This is a genomic window from Acidovorax sp. GW835-FHT14G06, assembly GCF_058793595.1.
Genome location: NZ_JBXAGA010000006.1, coordinates 167,460 through 185,394 on the forward strand (window position 1 = coordinate 167,460; position 17,935 = coordinate 185,394).

At 65.1% G+C, this 17,935-nt stretch carries 17 protein-coding genes; 12 read left to right on the top strand and 5 right to left on the bottom strand.

Annotated elements, in window-relative coordinates:
* Nucleotides 1-138 precede the first annotated feature (138 nt).
* Both AC1Q64_RS12335 and AC1Q64_RS12340 read right to left on the bottom strand, forming a co-directional pair.
* Nucleotides 139-567: a hemerythrin domain-containing protein gene (locus AC1Q64_RS12335; protein ID WP_492251520.1), complete on the bottom strand. Its 429-nt coding sequence runs from the start codon at nucleotides 565-567 to the stop codon at nucleotides 139-141.
* A 72-nt stretch (nucleotides 568-639) separates the two neighbouring features.
* On the bottom strand, nucleotides 640-2,937 hold the full coding sequence (locus tag AC1Q64_RS12340; protein WP_492251521.1) for a nitric-oxide reductase large subunit: 2,298 nt from the start codon (nucleotides 2,935-2,937) through the stop codon (nucleotides 640-642).
* A 238-nt stretch (nucleotides 2,938-3,175) separates the two neighbouring features.
* On the opposite strand from AC1Q64_RS12340, the gene norR reads away from it, so the two are divergent.
* The 5 genes from norR to AC1Q64_RS12365 all read left to right on the top strand — a co-directional run bounded on the left by norR (nucleotide 3,176) and on the right by AC1Q64_RS12365 (nucleotide 9,252).
* Nucleotides 3,176-4,741: a nitric oxide reductase transcriptional regulator NorR gene (norR, locus tag AC1Q64_RS12345; RefSeq protein ID WP_492251522.1), complete on the top strand. Its 1,566-nt coding sequence runs from the start codon at nucleotides 3,176-3,178 to the stop codon at nucleotides 4,739-4,741.
* A 121-nt stretch (nucleotides 4,742-4,862) separates the two neighbouring features.
* Nucleotides 4,863-6,062: a threonine ammonia-lyase gene (locus AC1Q64_RS12350; RefSeq protein ID WP_291433271.1), complete on the top strand. Its 1,200-nt coding sequence runs from the start codon at nucleotides 4,863-4,865 to the stop codon at nucleotides 6,060-6,062.
* A 76-nt stretch (nucleotides 6,063-6,138) separates the two neighbouring features.
* The gene (locus tag AC1Q64_RS12355; protein ID WP_492251523.1) at nucleotides 6,139-6,285 is read left to right on the top strand and encodes a hypothetical protein; all 147 of its coding nucleotides are present in this window, start codon (nucleotides 6,139-6,141) and stop codon (nucleotides 6,283-6,285) included.
* Nucleotides 6,286-6,375: 90 nt separating this feature from the next.
* Nucleotides 6,376-7,086 carry a 7-cyano-7-deazaguanine synthase QueC gene (gene queC, locus AC1Q64_RS12360; RefSeq protein ID WP_291433267.1) on the top strand — a complete coding sequence of 237 codons (711 nt, stop codon included), beginning with the start codon at nucleotides 6,376-6,378 and terminating at the stop codon, nucleotides 7,084-7,086.
* Nucleotides 7,087-7,380: 294 nt separating this feature from the next.
* Nucleotides 7,381-9,252, top strand: coding sequence for a phosphoenolpyruvate carboxykinase (GTP) (locus AC1Q64_RS12365; protein WP_492251524.1), 1,872 nt, complete (start codon nucleotides 7,381-7,383; stop codon nucleotides 9,250-9,252).
* Between the two features lie 188 nt (nucleotides 9,253-9,440).
* Here the strand turns inward: AC1Q64_RS12365 and AC1Q64_RS12370 are convergent, their stop codons facing one another.
* Nucleotides 9,441-9,881 (bottom strand): hypothetical protein, encoded by a 441-nt coding sequence (locus AC1Q64_RS12370; RefSeq protein WP_056057089.1) that lies wholly within the window; start codon nucleotides 9,879-9,881, stop codon nucleotides 9,441-9,443.
* Between the two features lie 137 nt (nucleotides 9,882-10,018).
* Here AC1Q64_RS12370 and AC1Q64_RS12375 point away from each other — a divergent pair, with 137 nt between their 5' ends.
* From AC1Q64_RS12375 to AC1Q64_RS12395, 5 genes are all read left to right on the top strand, one after another.
* Nucleotides 10,019-10,996, top strand: a complete 978-nt coding sequence (locus AC1Q64_RS12375; RefSeq protein ID WP_015012001.1) for a LysR family transcriptional regulator — start codon at nucleotides 10,019-10,021, stop codon at nucleotides 10,994-10,996.
* Between the two features lie 12 nt (nucleotides 10,997-11,008).
* Entirely contained in the window at nucleotides 11,009-11,854 is an 846-nt protein-coding gene (locus AC1Q64_RS12380; protein WP_291433260.1) for a metallophosphoesterase, read from the top strand.
* Between the two features lie 113 nt (nucleotides 11,855-11,967).
* Nucleotides 11,968-12,390, top strand: a complete 423-nt coding sequence (locus AC1Q64_RS12385; protein WP_015011999.1) for a universal stress protein — start codon at nucleotides 11,968-11,970, stop codon at nucleotides 12,388-12,390.
* 191 nt (nucleotides 12,391-12,581) lie between these two features.
* Nucleotides 12,582-13,037 (top strand): fasciclin domain-containing protein, encoded by a 456-nt coding sequence (locus AC1Q64_RS12390; RefSeq protein WP_291433257.1) that lies wholly within the window; start codon nucleotides 12,582-12,584, stop codon nucleotides 13,035-13,037.
* Between the two features lie 55 nt (nucleotides 13,038-13,092).
* Nucleotides 13,093-14,031, top strand: coding sequence for a fasciclin domain-containing protein (locus AC1Q64_RS12395; RefSeq protein WP_492251525.1), 939 nt, complete (start codon nucleotides 13,093-13,095; stop codon nucleotides 14,029-14,031).
* Between the two features lie 101 nt (nucleotides 14,032-14,132).
* Here AC1Q64_RS12395 and AC1Q64_RS12400 read toward each other — a convergent pair whose 3' ends face one another.
* Both AC1Q64_RS12400 and AC1Q64_RS12405 read right to left on the bottom strand, forming a co-directional pair.
* Nucleotides 14,133-14,756, bottom strand: coding sequence for a TetR/AcrR family transcriptional regulator (locus tag AC1Q64_RS12400; RefSeq protein WP_291433255.1), 624 nt, complete (start codon nucleotides 14,754-14,756; stop codon nucleotides 14,133-14,135).
* Nucleotides 14,757-14,871: 115 nt separating this feature from the next.
* Nucleotides 14,872-15,783 (bottom strand): LysR family transcriptional regulator ArgP, encoded by a 912-nt coding sequence (locus AC1Q64_RS12405; RefSeq protein WP_291433254.1) that lies wholly within the window; start codon nucleotides 15,781-15,783, stop codon nucleotides 14,872-14,874.
* Between the two features lie 176 nt (nucleotides 15,784-15,959).
* On the opposite strand from AC1Q64_RS12405, the gene AC1Q64_RS12410 reads away from it, so the two are divergent.
* Nucleotides 15,960-17,297: a D-amino acid dehydrogenase gene (locus AC1Q64_RS12410; RefSeq protein WP_291433252.1), complete on the top strand. Its 1,338-nt coding sequence runs from the start codon at nucleotides 15,960-15,962 to the stop codon at nucleotides 17,295-17,297.
* Nucleotides 17,298-17,345: 48 nt separating this feature from the next.
* On the top strand, nucleotides 17,346-17,921 hold the full coding sequence (locus AC1Q64_RS12415) for a flavodoxin family protein (RefSeq protein WP_108497655.1): 576 nt from the start codon (nucleotides 17,346-17,348) through the stop codon (nucleotides 17,919-17,921).
* Nucleotides 17,922-17,935 lie beyond the last annotated feature (14 nt).

Here is a 17,935-nt window from a genome sequence, read left to right on the forward strand (position 1 = left end):
CCTCTGTCGAAGGCTCTAAGAAACCAGCGACAGATGCCAAGGTCAAAAAAAACCGGCCTGTCAGGCCGGTGAAGGAAGGTGCCCAAAGGCCCTACCGATGGATGGGGGAAATCCTGGTACGCGCGGGTATTGCGTCTTTCAAGCGCAGGCGATGGCCTCCTCTTCCTCGATGCGCGGATAGAAGTCATGATCTTCGCGCTGCATGCGCTCGAACACGCGGCGCAGCACCACATTGGCCTCGTTGCGGAAACCCTGCGCATCGCGGCGCACGTTCTCGGCCGTGTTCCAGCGACGCGCAAAGGCGTCGTAGGTGCTGGCGATGGACGCCATTTCGCTCTGGTACTGGCGGCCCAGGCGCGCCAGTTCGGCGTTGCCGCCGCGCTGCAGTGCGGGGTACAGCACCTGGTCTTCCACGGCCAGGTGCAGCTTGATGGTGCCGCTCATCGCCACGATGCCCTGCGCGATGGCGCTGGCATTGGCCTCCACGCCCGCCTGGGCCAGGGTGCGCAAGGTGGCGATGCTGCGCAGGATGTCGGTGTGCTGGTGCTTGAATTTGTCGAGGTTCATGGTCAGTCCTTGTGGGATGAATGAAGGGCCTGCGCTGCCGCCGAGGGTGGTGGCAGCAGCGCGTGGCACGGATCAGCGGCGGGCCTCCGCCAGGTAGGTCCCTGCGGTGGCTGCCGGTGCCCGCGAGCCAAACACGCCGCTCACAACCTGCCAGGCCATGGCCAGCGCACCCACGATGAAGACCACGTCGCCGAAGGTGCGCACCCAGCGCAGCGTCTGGATGAAGGGCTGCTGCATGAAGGCCTCGCCCCGGGCGTACCACAGGCCTTCACTCACGCTGGCGTGGAACTGGAACAAGCCGATGGGCAGCAGGCTGGTGGCGATCATCAGCACCAGGCCCGCGTTGAGCCACCAGAATCCCGTCTTCATGAGCCGTTCGCTGAACACCAATTGCGGGCGGATGTAGCGCAGCACCAGCAGCGTGAAGCCCAGCGCCAGGAAGCCGTAGACACCGAACAGCGCAGCGTGGGCATGCACCGGCGTGGTGTTCAGGCCCTGCACGTAGTACAGCGAGATGGGCGGGTTGATCATGAATCCGAAGACGCCCGCGCCCAGCATGTTCCAGAAGGCCACGGCCACAAAACACATCAGAGGCCAACGCAGGCGGGCCATCCAGGGCGTGCGGTGCTGCAGGCGCCAGTGTTCCCAGGCCTCGTGGCCGAGCACGACCAGGGGCACCACTTCGAGCGCGCTGAAGGCTGCGCCTACCGCCATCACCGGTGTGGTGGTGCCCGCAAAGTACAGGTGGTGGAAGGTGCCGGGCACGCCGCCCAGCATGAACAGCGAGGCCGAGGCCAGGCTGGCCGTGGTGGCCATGCGCACCGACACGAGCCCCAGCGTGGAGAAGATGAAGGCCAGCGCCGTGGTGGCGAAGACTTCGAAGAAGCCCTCGACCCACAGGTGCACCACCCACCAGCGCCAGTACTCCATCACCGACAGGTGCGTGCGTTCGCCGTAGAAGAAGCCCGCGCCGTAGAACAGGCCGATGGCTACCACCGATGCCGTCAGCAGCGCCAGCAGGTTCTTGTCGCCGCCGGGGGTGCGCAGCGCCGGCACGATGCCACGCAGCATGAGCACCAGCCAGAAGGCGATGCCGGTGAACTTTCCGATCTGCCACAGGCGGCCCAGGTCCACGTATTCATAGCCCTGGTGGCCCAGCCAGAAGTTCCACTCGGGCGGCATGATCTGCGCGATGGCCAGGTAGTTGCCCGTGAACGAGCCCACGACCACCACTACCAGCGCCCAGAACAGGATGTCCACGCCCAGCTTCTGGTAAGCCGGGTCCTTGCCTCCATTGATGAGCGGCGCGAGGAACAGGCCGGCAGCCAGGAAGCCCGTGGCGATCCAGAACAGCGCGCTCTGGATGTGCCAGGTGCGCACCAGCGAATACGGGAACCACTGCGACACGTTGATACCGTAGAACTGCTGGCCTTCCACGGTGTAGTGGGCCGTGAAGCCGCCCAGCAGCACCTGGAAGCTGAACAGCGCGACGATGAGGAACAAATACTTGCCCAGCCCGTGCTGCGACTGCGTGAGCGGCACGCGCGAGAGCGGGTCGTGCTGGGGTGGCGTGGGCTCCACCTCGTCGTGTTTGCGCAGGAAGGACCAGCCCCACACAAGGAAGCCCACGCCCGCCATCATCACGACCACGCTCATCACCGACCAGACCATGTTCTCGGCCGTGGGTTGGTTGCCGATCAGCGGCTCGTGGGGCCAGTTGTTGGTGTACGTTGCACCTGATCCCCCATCCTTGCCAGGCCGCTCGGTGGCGGCGGCCCAGGCCGTCCAGAAGAAGAAGCCCATCATCTGCGCGCGCCGCTCGGCGCTGGGCAGGGTGTTCTCCTTCATCGCGAAATGTTCGCGCGTCTTGTGCAGTGCGGGGGCATCGCTGAAGAGCTGGTCGTAGTACAGCGCCGTCATCGCGATCGCGTCGGCCCGCACCGAAGACACGGTGGCCACTCCCGTCTCCGGGTTGTAGGTGTTCGTGCGGTACTCGGTCTTCATGCGGTCGCGCAGCACGGCCTGGGCGGCGGCGTCGATGTCGGCAAACGGCTTGCCGTGCGCGCGCTCGGCCGCGACGTCAAGCCAGTTGAGCAGCTCGCGGTGCAGCCAGTCGGCCGTCCAGTCGGGTGCCTGGTACGCGCCGTGGCCCCAGATGGAACCCAGTTGCATACCGCCCACCGACTGCCAGGCGGTCTGACCGTCGAGGATGCTGTCGTGGGTGTAGAGCACTTCGCCCCCGGCCGTGGCGATCTTGGCGGGGATGGGCGGCGCGGTGCGGTAGACCTCGGCGCCGTAGTAGCCCAGCAGGCTGAAGGTGACGATGAGCACGCCAATCAGCGTGAACCAGAGCTTGCGGTAGTTACCCATGGCGGGCCTCCTGCTTCAAGAGAACAACAACGAAAGGGCGGCGCCAGCGTGCGCTGACGGCATGGGGTCGGGGTTTTGTGGTCATGACTTTTCTGAACGAGTGAATCGGTGTCACTGCCCACATCGCAAGCGCCGGGCCAGGGTCGCAGGCCTATCAAATCAACCACTTACACCAGTCATGGTTTTTTTGACCATCCCTTAATGGGGTTTAATTCACCCATTAAAGGTAAATATCACCATGGACGATAGCCCCCTGCTGGCCGACCTGGCCACCGACCTGCCCCAGGCCGTGCGCCTGCAGCGGCTGGCCGACCACCTGCGCACGCGCTTTCAATGCGGCGCCGTGGCCCTGCTGCAGCTGGAAGAAGACCACCTGCGCCCCGTGGCCGTGGAGGGCCTGGTGCGCGAGGCGCTGGGCCGGCGTTTTGCGGTCGGCCAGCACCCCCGGCTCGCGGCCATCCTGGCACGGCGCGAGGTGACCTGCTTCGACCACGACAGCACCCTGCCCGACCCCTACGACGGCCTGCTCGACACCCTGGTGGGCGAGCCCCTGCCCGTGCACGACTGCATGGGCGTGAGCCTGTGGGTGGACGGCCAGCCCTGGGGTGTGCTGACGCTCGACGCACTGCAGACCGGCACCTTTGGCGCGGCCGCACGTGCCGCGCTGGCCGACTGCAAGGTGCTGGTGGAGGCGGCCGTGCGCATCTCGCGGCTGGAGCGAGAGGTGCAGGCGCTGCGCAGCGCCCCCCACACCCGCAGCGCCGACGACGAGCGCACCACCCGCGCGGGCGATGGCGACATGGAGATCGTTGGCCAGAGCGAACCCTTGCTGCGTCTGCTGCACGAGCTCACGGTGGTGGCGGGCTCGGACCTGCCGGTGCTGTTGCTGGGCGAAACCGGTGTGGGCAAGGAGCTGTTTGCACGCCTGCTGCACCGCCAATCCACGCGCCGAACCAAACCGCTGGTGCACGTGAACTGCGCGGCGCTGCCCGAGTCGCTGGCCGAGAGCGAACTCTTTGGCCACGTGCGCGGTGCGTTCTCCGGTGCGGTAGCCGACCGGCCCGGACGCTTCGAGGCGGCCGATGGCGGCACGCTGTTCCTTGATGAGGTGGGCGAGCTGCCGCTGGCCGTGCAAGCCAAGCTGCTGCGAACGCTGCAGAACGGCGAGATCCAGCGCCTGGGCGCCGACCGCCCGCGCCGCGTGGATGTGCGCGTGATCGCCGCCACCAACCGCAATCTGCGCGAGCAGGTGCGCGACGGTGCATTCCGCGCCGACCTGTACCACCGGCTGTCGGTGTACCCCGTGCCTATCCCGCCGCTGCGCGAACGCGGCAACGATGTGCTGCTGCTCGCGGGCCGGTTTCTCGAGCTGAACCGTGCGCGCCTGGGCCTGCGCAGCCTGCGCTTGTCTGCCAGCGCACAGGACGCACTGCGCCGCTACCCTTGGCCGGGCAACATCCGCGAGCTGGAGCATGTGGTCAGCCGCGCCGCCCTCAAGGCCCTGAGCCGCGGCGTGAACCGGGCCGACATCGTGACGCTGGAGTCTGCGCTGCTCGACCTGGATGCCGACGCCGCCAGCGTGGCCCATAACCCTCTGGACGCCGGCACTCCCGCAGTGGCCACCACTTCGCCCACCCCCGCCACCGCCGAGGGCCCGCTGCGCGACGCCGTAGATGCCTGCCAGCGGCACACCATCACGCAGGCCCTCGCCCGCCACCATGGCAACTGGGCCCAGGCCGCGCGTGCGCTGGAGGTGGACGCGAGCAACCTGCACAAACTGGCGCGCAGGCTGGGCCTCAAATAGGCAATCAAAATTGATAGCAATCAGCCCATGAATTTCTAGCGCTTGCGGCACTTTTCATTCATTTTCTTGCCCGGCACCCGCTACGGTGCTCCACCGGCCCGCGTTGCGCCACAATCGGCCCATGCTGACCCTCCAAGATATCCGCGACGCCGCCACCCGCCTGCAAGGCCAGGTGCTGGACACTCCCTGTGTGGAATCCAAGACGCTTTCGCAAATCGTGGGCGCGCAGGTGTTCCTCAAGTTCGAGAACCTGCAGTTCACCGCCTCCTTCAAGGAACGGGGCGCCTGCAACCGGCTCACGCTGCTGACGGACGAGGAGCGCGCAAGGGGTGTGGTGGCCATGAGCGCCGGCAACCACGCGCAGGGCGTGGCGTACCACGCGCAGCGCCTGGGCCTGCGCGCCGTGATCGTGATGCCGCGCTTCACGCCCGGCGTGAAGGTGGAGCGCACGCGCGGTTTTGGCGCCGACGTGGTACTGCATGGCGACACGCTGGAGGAAGCCCGCGCCCACGCCTATGCACTGGCCGATGCGCAGGGGTTGACCTTTGTGCACCCGTATGACGACGAAGGCGTGGCCGCCGGCCAGGGCACGCTGGGCCTGGAGATGCTGCAGGCCGTGCCCGACCTGGACACGTTGGTGATCGCGGTGGGCGGCGGCGGTCTGATCTCGGGCGTGGCCACGGCGGCCAAGGCGATCAAGCCTGGCATCGAGGTCATCGGTGTGCAGACCATGCGCTTCCCGGCCATGGTGAATGCGGTGAAGGGCACGCACCACCCGCAGGGCACCTCCACCATTGCCGAGGGCATTGCGGTGGGCACGCCGGGCAAGATCACGCAGGAGATCGTCAAGCGCCTGGTCGACGATCTGGTGCTGGTGGACGAAGGCGACATCGAACAGGCCGTGCTGATGCTGCTGGAGATCGAAAAGACCCTGGTCGAAGGCGCAGGCGCCGCAGGCCTGGCGGCACTGGTGCGCTACCCCGAGCGCTTCAAGGGCAAGCGCGTGGGGCTGGTGCTGTGTGGCGGCAACATCGACCCGCTGCTGCTGGCGGCCATCATCGAGCGCGGCATGGTGCGCTCGGGGCGCCTGGCGCGCATCAAGGTCAGCGCACGCGATGTGCCCGGCGTGCTTGCGCGCATCACCGCCACCGTGGCCGACGCGGGCGCCAACATCGAGGAAGTGCACCACCAGCGCGCCTTCACCATGCTGGCCGCGCAGAACGTGGAGATCGAACTGGTGCTGCAAACCCGCGGCAAGACCCATGTGGATGAGGTGCTGACGCAGTTGCGCACGGCGGGCATGCAGGCCGATCTGATCTGAGGGACAGCAGGGTTTTGCGCCCTGAAGGGACAGTCGCAGCTAGAATTGCGCAAGTTTTAAGCATCTGGAGCCCACCATGTCTGACCACAACACCTCGCACACCCCCGCCACGCCATCCAACGACCCCGTGGAAAACGTCGTTTCCGTGATGCCCGTGGTGCTGCCAGTGGTGGGCGGCATCATGATGTTCCTGCTGGCGTTCATCGCCGTGATGATGGCCTGACCGCTTCGGCGGCCATCGCACCAGCCCCGCAGAGCGGGGCTTTTTTTCGTCCCGCACCACCCCTATCCCCGTCTGACCTGGAGAACCCCCATGAGACCCGGACATGCACTCGTCCTTTTTTCTGGAGGCCAGGACTCCACCACCTGCTTGGCCTGGGCGCTGGAACACTTTGCCCATGTCGAAACCATCGGGTTTGACTACGGCCAGCGCCACCACATCGAGCTGCAGGCGCGGCAGACGGTGCTGTCATCGCTGCGTGCACAGTTCCCGCACTGGGCGGCCAAGCTGGGGGATGACCACATGCTCGACCTGTCAGTGCTGGGCCACATCAGCGACACGGCGCTGACCAGCGACACCGAGATCCAGATGACCGCCGCCGGCCTGCCCAACACGTTTGTGCCCGGGCGCAACCTGCTGTTCTTCCAGCTGGCTGCTGCCGTCGGTTACCGGCGTGGCCTGCACACCCTGGTGGGCGGCATGTGCGAGACCGATTTTTCGGGCTACCCCGACTGCCGTGACGACACGCTCAAGGCGCTGCAGGTGGCGGTGTCGCTGGGCATGGGGCAGCGTTTCACCTTCGACACCCCACTCATGTGGCTGGACAAGGCCGAGACCTGGGAACTGGCCCGAACCCTGGGTGGGCAGGCGTTGGTCGATCTGATCGTGAACGACTCGCACACCTGCTACCACGGCGTGCGCGACACGCTGCACGCCTGGGGCTATGGCTGTGGCACCTGCCCGGCGTGCGCGCTGCGCAGGAGCGGCTACGAGCGGTGGAAGGGCAATTCGGCCAGCCTTTGATGGAACGGAGTGGACAAAGTCATGCATAACCTCATGTTTTTTTTGCATGGTTTTGACCCCTGTCTGACAGACAAACCGGCGGCAGATTCATAAAATTGACATCCCAGCCGACCCGCGGAATCCGTGGAACTAGCCTCCACCCGTGGGGCTGACACACGCTCCCGCCCGCCGACTGAGCACGAAAGCCGTTTTTTCAAAGGCAGCGCTCAGCACCGCAACTGCGCCAGGCCTCGCCGTGACCCGCCGGGTCCGCTTCCTTTGAAAAAACGTTTTTTCAACTTAGGAAGCTCCCCGATGAACGCACCCACGATGCAGGGCCTGAATCTCAACGCCCCCGCTTACGTCAAAAACGCCCGGCTGCTCGCCTGGGTGGCCGACATGGCCGCCCTGTGCAAACCCGACAGCATCTACTGGTGCGATGGCTCCACGGAAGAGTACGACCGCCTGTGCCAGCAGCTGGTCGACGCTGGCACCTTCAAGAAGCTCAACCCCGCCAAGCGCCCTGGCAGCTTTCTGGCCTGGTCCGACCCGTCGGACGTGGCCCGTGTGGAAGACCGCACCTACATCTGCTCGGCCGCCAAGGAAGACGCCGGCCCCACCAACAACTGGATGGCTCCCGCCGAAATGCGCGCCACGCTGCAGCCGCTGTTTGACGGCTGCATGAAGGGCCGCACCATGTACGTGGTGCCCTTCAGCATGGGCCCGCTGGGCAGCCACATCGCCCACATCGGCGTAGAACTGACCGACAGCGCCTACGTGGCCGTGAACCAGCGCCTGATGACCCGCATGGGCAAGGCCGTGTACGACGTGCTGGGCGTGGAAGGCGAATTTGTGCCCTGCATGCACACCGTGGGTGCCCCCCTGGCCGAAGGCGAAAAGGACACGACGAGCTGGCCCTGCAACCCCAAGGTCAAGTACATCGTCCACTACCCAGAAACGCGCGAGATCTGGTCGTACGGCTCGGGCTATGGCGGCAATGCGCTGCTGGGCAAGAAGTGCCTGGCACTGCGCATCGCCTCCACCATGGGCCGCGACCAAGGCTGGCTGGCCGAACACATGCTCATTCTGGGCGTGACCAACCCCCAAGGCAAGAAGTACCACGTGGCAGCGGCCTTCCCCAGCGCCTGTGGCAAGACCAACTTCTCGATGCTGGTGCCGCCCGAAGCCGGTTTTGCCGGCTGGAAAGTCACCACCATCGGTGACGACATCGCCTGGATCAAGCCCCATGCCGACGGCAAGATGTACGCCATCAACCCCGAAGCCGGCTACTTTGGTGTGGCCCCCGGCACCAACATGCACACCAACCCCAACTGCATGCGCAGCCTGGACAAGGACGTGATCTTCACCAACGTGGCCCTGACGGACGACGGCGACGTGTGGTGGGAAGGCATGGAAAAGGACACCGGCAAGCTGCCCGATCACCTGATCGACTGGCAAGGCAAGGACTGGACGCCCCAGATCGCCAAGGAAACCGGCGCCAAGGCTGCCCACCCCAACTCGCGCTTTACCGTGGCCGCCACCAACAACCCCGCACTGGACGCCCAGTGGGACGACGCCAGTGGCGTGGCCATTGACGCCTTCATCTTCGGCGGCCGCCGCTCGACCACGGTGCCATTGGTGACGGAAGCCCGCACCTGGACCGAAGGCGTGTACATGGCTGCGACCATGGGCTCCGAAACCACCGCCGCCGCCTTTGGCGCGCAAGGCGTGGTGCGCCGCGATCCGTTCGCCATGCTGCCGTTCTGTGGCTACAACATGAGCGACTACTTCCAGCACTGGCTGAACATGGAAGGCAAGATTGCCGCCACCGGCAAGGCGCTGCCCAAGGTGTTCTGCGTGAACTGGTTCCGCAAGGACGAAGCCGGCAAGTTCGTCTGGCCCGGTTATGGCGACAACATGCGCGTGCTCAAGTGGATGATTGACCGCATCGAAGGCCAGGCCCCAGGCCAGGAAACCATGTTCGGTGTGGCCCCGCAGTACGCCGAGATCAACTGGGCGGGCCTGGACTTCAGCGCCCAGAAGTTTGACGCCGTGACCAGCATCGACAAGGCGGCCTGGGCCGAAGAGTTCAAGCTGCACGATGCGCACTTCGAACAGCTGGCTTACCACCTGCCAAAGGCGCTGCTCGATACCAAAGCGCAGCTGGAAAAGCGTTTGGCCGCCTGACACTGCAGCGTTCAATCAAGGAAGCTGACCATTCAAAGCCGTCCCGCTCTTGCGGGGCGGCTTTTTTTTGCTCCTGGGGGCACTGCAAGAACACCACCGAACGGGACACAACGGGGCATAAAAAAAGCCGTGGCATTTGCCACGGCTTCGAATCGGCTTAGCTGCGCAGCGTGCGCTGCGCGGATGCTTCAGTAGTACTTGCGAATGCTGTTCACCGTGGGGATGCCCATGGCATGGTTCAGTTCAGCCATGATCCGGGGATCCTTCAAGGCGACTTGCCAGGTGCGCTGATCTTCGGCAGCGCGGCGGCGGCTTTCAGCCCATGCCAGCGCAGTACCGCGCAGCGCAACACCGGCGCGGCGGGCGGGGCTGGTCAACAGGGCCAGGGCCGCAAAGGCCACGAGCCACAGCACCATCCAGGCAGCCAGCAGGTGGCCTTCGGTCCAGGTGTCGATGACCTGGTTGGCCACCACCAGCAGCGCGGAGACCACGGCGGCCAGCAGCAAGGAGGCTGCGCCACGCGCGCCGTCAAAGTGGGCGGCAGCGCTCTTCAGGGCGGCGGCTGCGTTTTCGGCGCGGACAACGCCGGGGTGTTCGGTGGGGTACTCAACGTGTGCAAAGGCGGTCATTTCGGTTTCCCTTTTCTAACGCTTGTGGCGAGATTGCCGGGCGATGTGGTGATATTAGGGTTTACCCTTTGCATGTTCAAGTTTATATTTTGAATCATTGATATTCATGCCAGTGATGAATATGCTCTTGGGTCACCATGACTCCCTTGAACTTCCGCTCCCTGGACCTGAACCTGCTGCGCGTCTTTGACGAGGTGATGGCCGAGCGCAGCCTTACCCGGGCGGCACACAAGCTGTCCATCACCCAGCCGGCCGTCAGCAACGCCATGCGGCGACTGCGCGACGTAGTGGGCGACGAACTGGTGGTGCGCAGTGGCCAGGGCGTGGAGCCGACGCCGCGTGCACTGGCACTGTGGCCGCCCGTGCGCGAGGCCCTGGCCCATTTGCAGGAGTCCCTGGCGCCAGGGCACTTTGATCCGGCAACGGCCGAGTCCACCTTTGTACTGGCCATGGCCGATGCCACGGCGGCGACGCTGGTGCCCGCCCTGGTGGAGATCATCGAACGAGAAGCCCCCGGCATCTCCATCCGCGTGCTGCCTCTCACTACGCGCGACCCCCGGCGCCTGCTGGAAGAAGAGGCGGCCGACATGGCCGTGGGCTACTTTCCCGCTGCGCTGGCCGACCTCACGGCGCGGGCGCAATCGGGCGGCGTGGTGGCCTTTGAAAGCCGCCGGCTGTACGACGGCGAGTACGTGTGCGTGATGCGCCAGGGCCACCCTTTGGCCGACGCCCCCCTGACGCTGGACACCTACTGCGCAGCGCGGCACATGCTGGTGAGTTTTTCGGGGCGCCCTTTCGGCTTCATCGACGAAGCCCTGGCGTCGCTGGGCCGCGAACGCAAGGTGGTGATCACGGTCAACCAATTCTTCACGGCCGGGCGGGTGGTGTCGGGCTCGGACCTGCTGACCGTGCTGCCGCGCCACTTTGTCCCGGTGACCGGCATTGCCGACGCCCTGGTGCAAAGGGCACTGCCGCTGGACGTACCCGCTGTGCACGTGGACGCCCTGTGGCGCCGGCGTGGCCCGCAGCAGGCCGCGATGACCTGGCTGCTGCAAGCTCTGGCGCGCTCGGCGCGACGCACCTTCCCGGGGCAGGATCTGCACGGTACGCCGTAGACTGCACGACTGATGAACATCCAGCTTTTGTCCGACCTCCATCTGGAGGCGCACCCGCACTTTGTGCCTGAACCCGCCCCTGGCGCCGACGTGCTGGTGCTGGCGGGGGACGTTGGCTCCTACCAGCAAGGCTCGCAACTGGGCGACGACGACTTCGGCCTGGCCCGGTTTTCGCCCCTGCCCCAACATGCTGCCTGGCCGACACCCGTGCTGTTTGTGCCGGGCAACCACGAGTACGACGCCCAGGACTTCGATGCCGCTCATGTGCGGCTGCGCCAGACCTGCGACCGCCTGGGCATTGCGTGGCTGGAGCGTGAAACCCTGGTGCTGCAGGGCACGCGTTTTGTGGGCACCACGCTCTGGAGCGACTTTGATGCACTGGCCGACCATGAGGGCGCCACCGACCTCACGCGCAGGCTCAAGCTGCGCGACAAGGCTTTTCGCGCGGCCAATTTTTACCTGCGCAAGACAGGCGGCACGCGCGATGCAGAGCCATTTCTGGCCGAACCCATGCGCGAGCAGGCGCTGGCCTGCCAGCAATGGCTGCGCGATGTGTTGCAGCAGCCTTTTGACGGCACCACCGTGGTCGTGACCCACTTTGCACCCAGCCTGCGCAGCGCTGATCCCCGCTATGGCTTGGTGCCAGGCACAGCGGGGTTTTGCAATGCGCTGGATGACCTGCTGATGTACACCCCGCTGTGGCTGCATGGCCACCTGCATGCGCCCAGCGACTACACCGCCCAGGGCAAGCGCAGCGACGGATCCGCCTGGCAGTGCCGGGTGGTGGCCAACCCGCTGGGTTATGCGCGCAAGGGAGAGCAGGTGGCTTTTCAGCCGCGCTGCGTGGTCACCGTATGATGGCTATGCAGTTCGTACGAATTCGCCACGCGCCGGACAAAACAACATGACCCAGGTCAAGACAACAGGCGCCAGCGCAGAGTAGTCTGCCTCATCCCTTTTCGGAGAACACCATGAACATCCTGCTTGCTGTCGATGGCAGCGCTTACACCAAGAAGATGCTGGCCTATCTGGCCACCCACGAAGAGCTGCTGGGCGGCACCCACACCTACACCGTGCTGACGGTGCAGGCCCCTCTGCCCCCGCGCGCGCGCGCTGCGCTGGGCAAGGAAGTGGTGGACAACTACCACGCCGAAGAAGCCGAAAAAATCCTCGCCCCCGTGTGCAAATTCCTGGGTCGCCACGGCGTGGATGCCAAGCGCAGCGTCAAGGTGGGCGCGGTGGGCGAGACCATTGCCAAGGTGGCAGACACCGGCAAGTTCGACCTGCTGGTCATGGGCTCGCACGGTCACGGCGCCATCGCTACGCTGGTGATGGGCTCGGTGACCACCCAGGTGCTCGCCCACAGCAAGGTGCCGCTGCTGATCGTTCGCTGAACGCACGGGTCCACGGCGCACAACTGCGCAACACCCACCAAAAAGCCCTGCCTTGCAGGGCTTTTTTTCATTTCGTTACGACCAATCAGTTATTGAATAACCAAACGGTTTACTTTCGTACCAAATGGTTATACATTCGCGCCACGCCCATCTTGGCGTGTCAATTCCATCGAAACCGAGAGGAACGACCCATGAAGAAGACCCTGATTGCACTCGCTCTGACCGCTGGCGCCACCTTCAGCGCCATGGCGCAAGACATCGTTGACACCGCCGTGAAGGCGGGCAACTTCAAGACCCTGGTGGCCGCCGTGCAGGCTGCCGGTCTGGTGGACACCCTCAAGGGCCCCGGCCCGTTCACGGTGTTTGCGCCCACTGACGAAGCCTTCGCCAAGATCCCCAAGGCCACGCTGGATGGCCTGCTGGCCGACAAGGTAGCACTCACCAAGGTGCTGACATACCACGTGGTGCCCGGCAAGGTCATGGCCAAGGACGTGAAGGCCGGCAAGGTCAAGACCGTGCAGGGCCAAGAGATCACCGTGTCCACCAGCATGGGCGTGATGGTGGACCAGTCCAAGGTGATAGCAACCGATGTGGCCGCCAGCAACGGCGTGATCCATGCGATCGACACCGTGCTGATGCCCAAGTAAGCGCACCGCACCACAGCTCTTTTCATCCACCATCCATTCACGAGGAGAAGCCGCCATGAACACCATATTCAATCGCCGTACCGTCCTGATGGCAGCCGCCCTGGGCGCCAGCACCACCCTGCTGCAAGCCTGCGGGGGCAGCGACGACGAGCCCCAGCGCAACATCGTTGAGCTCGCACAAAACACCCCGGAGCTGAGCATCCTGGTCGAGGCTGTGGTCGCCGCTGGCCTCGCGCCTACGCTGAGCACGGGTACGCTCACCGTGTTCGCGCCCACCAACGCAGCGTTTGCTGCATTGCTGACCGAACTGGGCGTGACCAAGGAAGCGCTGCTGGCCAACAAGCCCCTGCTGACCGCTGTGCTGACCTACCACGTACTGGGCAGCAAGGTGATGCGGGCCGACGTGCCGCTGGGCAAGGCGATCACCCCGGTGTCGGGTGGCTTCTTCAAGATCGAATCGAACAACGGCCTCAAAATCACCGATGGCCGAAACCGCGTGAGCACCATCACCAGCACCGACATCCAGGCCAGCAATGGCGTGGTGCATCTGGTGGACAAGGTACTGTTGCCCGCCGACAAAGACATCGTTGCCACAGCGTCTGCCCTGCCTGACTTCAGCATCCTCGTGGAGGCCGTCGTGGCTGCTGGCCTGGTAAGCACGCTGCAGGGCGCAGGCCCATTCACCGTGTTTGCGCCCACCAACGCGGCTTTTGCAGCCCTGTTGACCGAGCTGGGTGTCACCAAGGAAGCGCTGCTGGCCAACAAGGCCCTGCTGACCCAGGTGCTGACCTACCACGTGGTGCCCGCGCGCGTGCTCAAGGCCGAAGTGCCCGTCAATACCGCCATCACCACCGTGCAGGGCCAAACGTTCACCATCAACTCCAGCCTCGTGATCACCGACCAGAACATGCGCACCAGCAAGATCGTGGCGGCCGACGTGTTCACCAAGAATGGCGTGATCCACGTGGTGGATAAGGTGATCTTGCCCAAGTGACAGGACCGCAGGTGCTGCCCGGCTACCGGCGCAGCACCCACACAGCAAAAAGCCCGGCATGCCGGGCTTTTTTATGGGTGCGGCTTATCGGGCCACCAGGCTCAACGCGCCGCCAGGCCGTCAAAACAGGTGCGCACCACCAAGTCCACGATTTCGGCGTCTGAATACTGGCCGCCTTCCTTGAGGAAACTCACCACCGGGTCGCAGGCACGCGCATACAGGGTGTACAGCACCACCAGAGGTGGCAGCGTGGGGCTGATCACGCCCTGGGCCTGGGCCTGGGTGATCCATTCGCCGATCTGGTCGCTCACGGCCACCAGTCCGTTCAGGTAGTCTTTGTTGGCCATCAGCACGGCACGCAGCGTGGAATTGCGGCTGGGCAGCAGGGGCATCTCGTTGGTCAGCAGGCGCTCCAGCGACCAACGCACCAGCGCATGCAGCTTCTCCAGCGGAGGCATGTCGGCCGGCAAGCCCGCCAGATAGGCCTGGACGCGCCCGAGGATCTGCACCATCGCGGCGCTGCACAGCTCTTCCTTGCTGCAGAAATGCTTGTACAGGCTGGCCTTGGCAATACCCACGGCGTTGGCCACGTCGTCCATGGTCATGGCGTCGAAGGCCTTTTCACCCAGCAGGCGGCAGGCGGACTGGAGGATGGCATCCTCGCGGGCCTGGTGCATCTGCTCCTTGAATGAGACTTTGGGTTGCGGCGTTTGCATGGAGTCCATTTTATACATTACGGTAAAAAAATAAATGACTAAGTTGCAATGCAACTACGTCGTTCACGTTTTTGCCAGCACAAACCGTGCCTTGCACCCCGCCGCCGGGAAACAGGAGCCCGTGTCAGGACACCAGGGCCTGGGCGGCCGCGCCCGTCAACGCTGCCGACAACGCATCCAGCAGCTCGGACTCCAGGTTCCAGCAATGCCAGTAGAGCTGGATCGGGAGCGAACGCCCGGGGGCCAAGTCCACCATGCTGCCGTCAGCCAGCGCCTGCCGCGCCATCAGCTCGGGCATCACCCCAACGGCCCAGCCCGCCGCCACCGCACGCATCTGTGCCTCGGAGCCTGGCACAAACAGATGGTTGAGCGCCACGCGCTTGAGCCCGAACGCACGCGCGACAAACTCCGCCGCCATGTCGTCTTTGCGGTTGAACGACAAAAACGACACCTCGCGAAAGTTGTGCGGCGTGAGCCCTTGCGGCAGGTACTGCTGCGCGTAACTGGCCGACGCTACCGCCACATAAGGCATGGCACCCAGCGGCACCATCTTGCAGCCACGCAATGCCTGCTTGAGCGTGGTCACGCAGCCCAGCACCTGGCCCGAGCGCAGCCATTCCTGGGTGAAGTCCTGGTCGTCTACGATGATTTCGAGCGGCAGGCGCTGGCGCACCAGATCGTGCAGCGCGCCCATGGCCCAGGTGGCGATGCTGTCGGCGTTGATGGCGATCGAAATGCGCTCGTCCTCGCGCGAGCCCCCTGGCGCACTGGGCGCCAGCTCCTGCAGGTCGCGCTCCAGGTCGGCGCGCAGCAGGCGCATCTGCTTGGTGTGCTTGAGCAGCAGCTGCCCGGCCGACGTGGGCCGCAGCGGGCGGCTGCGCACGATGAGCACCGAACCCACCTGCGCCTCCAGCGCACGCAGGCGCTGCGAGACGGCCGACTGCGTGACGTTCAGGCGCTGCGCAGCGCGCTCAAAGCCGCCCTCTTCAACGATGGCGGCAAGGCATTCCAGGGCGGCGGGATCGTAGGTGCTCATGGTCTCGGACTCGAACAAAAGAAGGTTGTCTCCGCAGCGCTATTTATTAGGTGCGCTGATGTTTTTGGAGTAAGTTTAATTTTGCTTTTAGTTGAATGCAATGTCGCGCACACTGCGCCCCATCGTGTCCCGCACTGGGGCGTGTGGCACGCAAAGGCTCACAAGGCATTACGCATATGAAAACCATTGTTCTCGGCGCCGGCATCATCGGCATCAGCACAGCGTGGCACCTGCTGGAACGCGGTCACGAAGTCATCGTGATCGACCGCCAGCCCGATGCAGCACTCGAAACCAGTTTTGCCAACGCGGCGCAGATCTCGGTGAGCTACTGCGAGCCCTGGGCCAACCGCGAGGCGCCGCTCAAGGCGCTCAAGTGGATGTTCGACAAGGAAGCGCCGCTGCTGTTTCGCCCGCAGATGGACTGGCAGCAATGGCGCTGGGGCCTGCAGTTCCTGGCGCAGTGCAACGATGCGGCCTTCGAGCGCAATGTGCAGCAGATTGTGGCGCTGGGCGCCTACAGCCATGCCGCACTGAAGGACCTGGTGAAAACCACCGGCATCGAATACAACCGGCTCGAACGCGGCATTGCCCACTTCTACACCGACCAGAAATCGTTTGACGCCGCAGGCCATGCGGTGGAGCTGATGCGCAAGCACGGTGTGCAGCGCCGTCTGGTGAGCCGCGACGAGCTGCTGCAGATCGAACCGGCCTTCAAGGCCTACGGCGACAAGATCACCGGCGGCACCTACACCAACACTGACGAGAGCGGCGATGCGCGTGTGTTCACGCAGGAACTGGCCCGCCGCTGTGCGGCACGCGGCGTGCAGTTCCTGTACGGCCACGATGTGCTGCGGCTGAACAAGATTGGCAATGCTATTGATTCTGTAGCTGTCATGCCAAATTCCACTAGCGCAAGCGGCAAAAAAGACTTCATATTGAAGGCGGACGCCATTGTGGTGGCCTGTGGCTCGTACAGCGCACCGCTGCTGCGCAGCGTGGGCGTGGACCTGCCCATCTACCCGGGCAAGGGCTACAGCGCGACCTTCCCGCTGCTCAGGCCCGAGGGCGCGCCCATGGTCTCCACCATCGACGACGGCAAGAAGATCGCCATGAGCCGCCTGGGCAACCACCTGCGCGTGGCGGGCACCATCGAGCTCAACGGCTGGGACCTGACACTCGACAGCTCCCTGGCCCGCGCGCGCTGCCACATGCTCTCGCGCCGCATCGAGGCCATCCTGCCCGGTGTGTGCGACACCCGCACGCCCGAGGAAGGCGGCAACCCGCAGTACTGGACCGGCCTGCGCCCCGCCACGCCCACCAACATCCCGTTCATCGGCCGCACCCGCGTGGGCAAGCTCTGGGTCAACGCGGGCCACGGCACGCTGGGCTGGACACACGGTGCAGGCTCGGGCAAGGCCCTGGCCGAACTGATCAGCGGCGAGCAGCCTGCGATGAACTTTGGTTTTCTGGGTGCCGAAGCCGTGCGCGCGCCGCGCGGTGTGGTCCCGGCCTGAGGGACGGCGCCCACCCAGCGCCTGCAGACACGGGCCGGTGCCGCTACGATGCCGGCCATGTCTGCGCCCCACTACCTCTTCCTCACCACCTCCACCCGCGAACCCGGCCACCTCGGCAACACCGAATGGCTGGCGCGGCAGGCCGCAGCGGCCCTGCCTGCGGGCACGGAGCAAACGTGGCACCACCTCGCACGCATGCAGTTGCCGCCCTTTGTGGACCAGCGCCACACCACCGGCACCTACGCACCGCCCGAGGGGGACATGAAAACCCTGCTGGACGCCACGCTGGCGGCCAGCCACATCGTTTGGGTGGCGCCGGTGTACTGGTACAGCATTCCCTCGCCGCTCAAGACGTACCTTGACCACTGGAGCGCCTGGATGCGTGTGCCAGGCCTGGACTTCAAGGACGCCATGGGCCGCAAGACGCTGTCGCTCATCACCACCAGCGGCGACCGCACCAAGGCCCAGCCCATGATCGATTCGGTGGCGCTGTGCGCGCAGTTCCTGTCCATGACGTGGGGCGGCGCACTGTGGGGCAAGGGCGGCCCCCCGGGCGCCGTGCAGGCCGATGCGCAGGCGGTGGAGGCAGCCAGCCGCTTCCTGGTCACACCCGCTGCAGGCTGATCTCAGAGCCTGTG

Bases quoted from the DNA above. Each gene is read 5' to 3' on its own strand.
- AC1Q64_RS12335 (WP_492251520.1), bottom strand. From the start codon at position 567: ATGAACCTCGACAAATTCAAGCACCAGCACACCGACATCCTGCGCAGC.
- AC1Q64_RS12340 (WP_492251521.1), bottom strand. From the start codon at position 2,937: ATGGGTAACTACCGCAAGCTCTGGTTCACGCTGATTGGCGTGCTCATC.
- norR (WP_492251522.1), top strand. From the start codon at position 3,176: ATGGACGATAGCCCCCTGCTGGCCGACCTGGCCACCGACCTGCCCCAG.
- AC1Q64_RS12350 (WP_291433271.1), top strand. From the start codon at position 4,863: ATGCTGACCCTCCAAGATATCCGCGACGCCGCCACCCGCCTGCAAGGC.
- AC1Q64_RS12355 (WP_492251523.1), top strand. From the start codon at position 6,139: ATGTCTGACCACAACACCTCGCACACCCCCGCCACGCCATCCAACGAC.
- queC (WP_291433267.1), top strand. From the start codon at position 6,376: ATGAGACCCGGACATGCACTCGTCCTTTTTTCTGGAGGCCAGGACTCC.
- AC1Q64_RS12365 (WP_492251524.1), top strand. From the start codon at position 7,381: ATGAACGCACCCACGATGCAGGGCCTGAATCTCAACGCCCCCGCTTAC.
- AC1Q64_RS12370 (WP_056057089.1), bottom strand. From the start codon at position 9,881: ATGACCGCCTTTGCACACGTTGAGTACCCCACCGAACACCCCGGCGTT.
- AC1Q64_RS12375 (WP_015012001.1), top strand. From the start codon at position 10,019: ATGACTCCCTTGAACTTCCGCTCCCTGGACCTGAACCTGCTGCGCGTC.
- AC1Q64_RS12380 (WP_291433260.1), top strand. From the start codon at position 11,009: ATGAACATCCAGCTTTTGTCCGACCTCCATCTGGAGGCGCACCCGCAC.
- AC1Q64_RS12385 (WP_015011999.1), top strand. From the start codon at position 11,968: ATGAACATCCTGCTTGCTGTCGATGGCAGCGCTTACACCAAGAAGATG.
- AC1Q64_RS12390 (WP_291433257.1), top strand. From the start codon at position 12,582: ATGAAGAAGACCCTGATTGCACTCGCTCTGACCGCTGGCGCCACCTTC.
- AC1Q64_RS12395 (WP_492251525.1), top strand. From the start codon at position 13,093: ATGAACACCATATTCAATCGCCGTACCGTCCTGATGGCAGCCGCCCTG.
- AC1Q64_RS12400 (WP_291433255.1), bottom strand. From the start codon at position 14,756: ATGGACTCCATGCAAACGCCGCAACCCAAAGTCTCATTCAAGGAGCAG.
- AC1Q64_RS12405 (WP_291433254.1), bottom strand. From the start codon at position 15,783: ATGAGCACCTACGATCCCGCCGCCCTGGAATGCCTTGCCGCCATCGTT.
- AC1Q64_RS12410 (WP_291433252.1), top strand. From the start codon at position 15,960: ATGAAAACCATTGTTCTCGGCGCCGGCATCATCGGCATCAGCACAGCG.
- AC1Q64_RS12415 (WP_108497655.1), top strand. From the start codon at position 17,346: ATGCCGGCCATGTCTGCGCCCCACTACCTCTTCCTCACCACCTCCACC.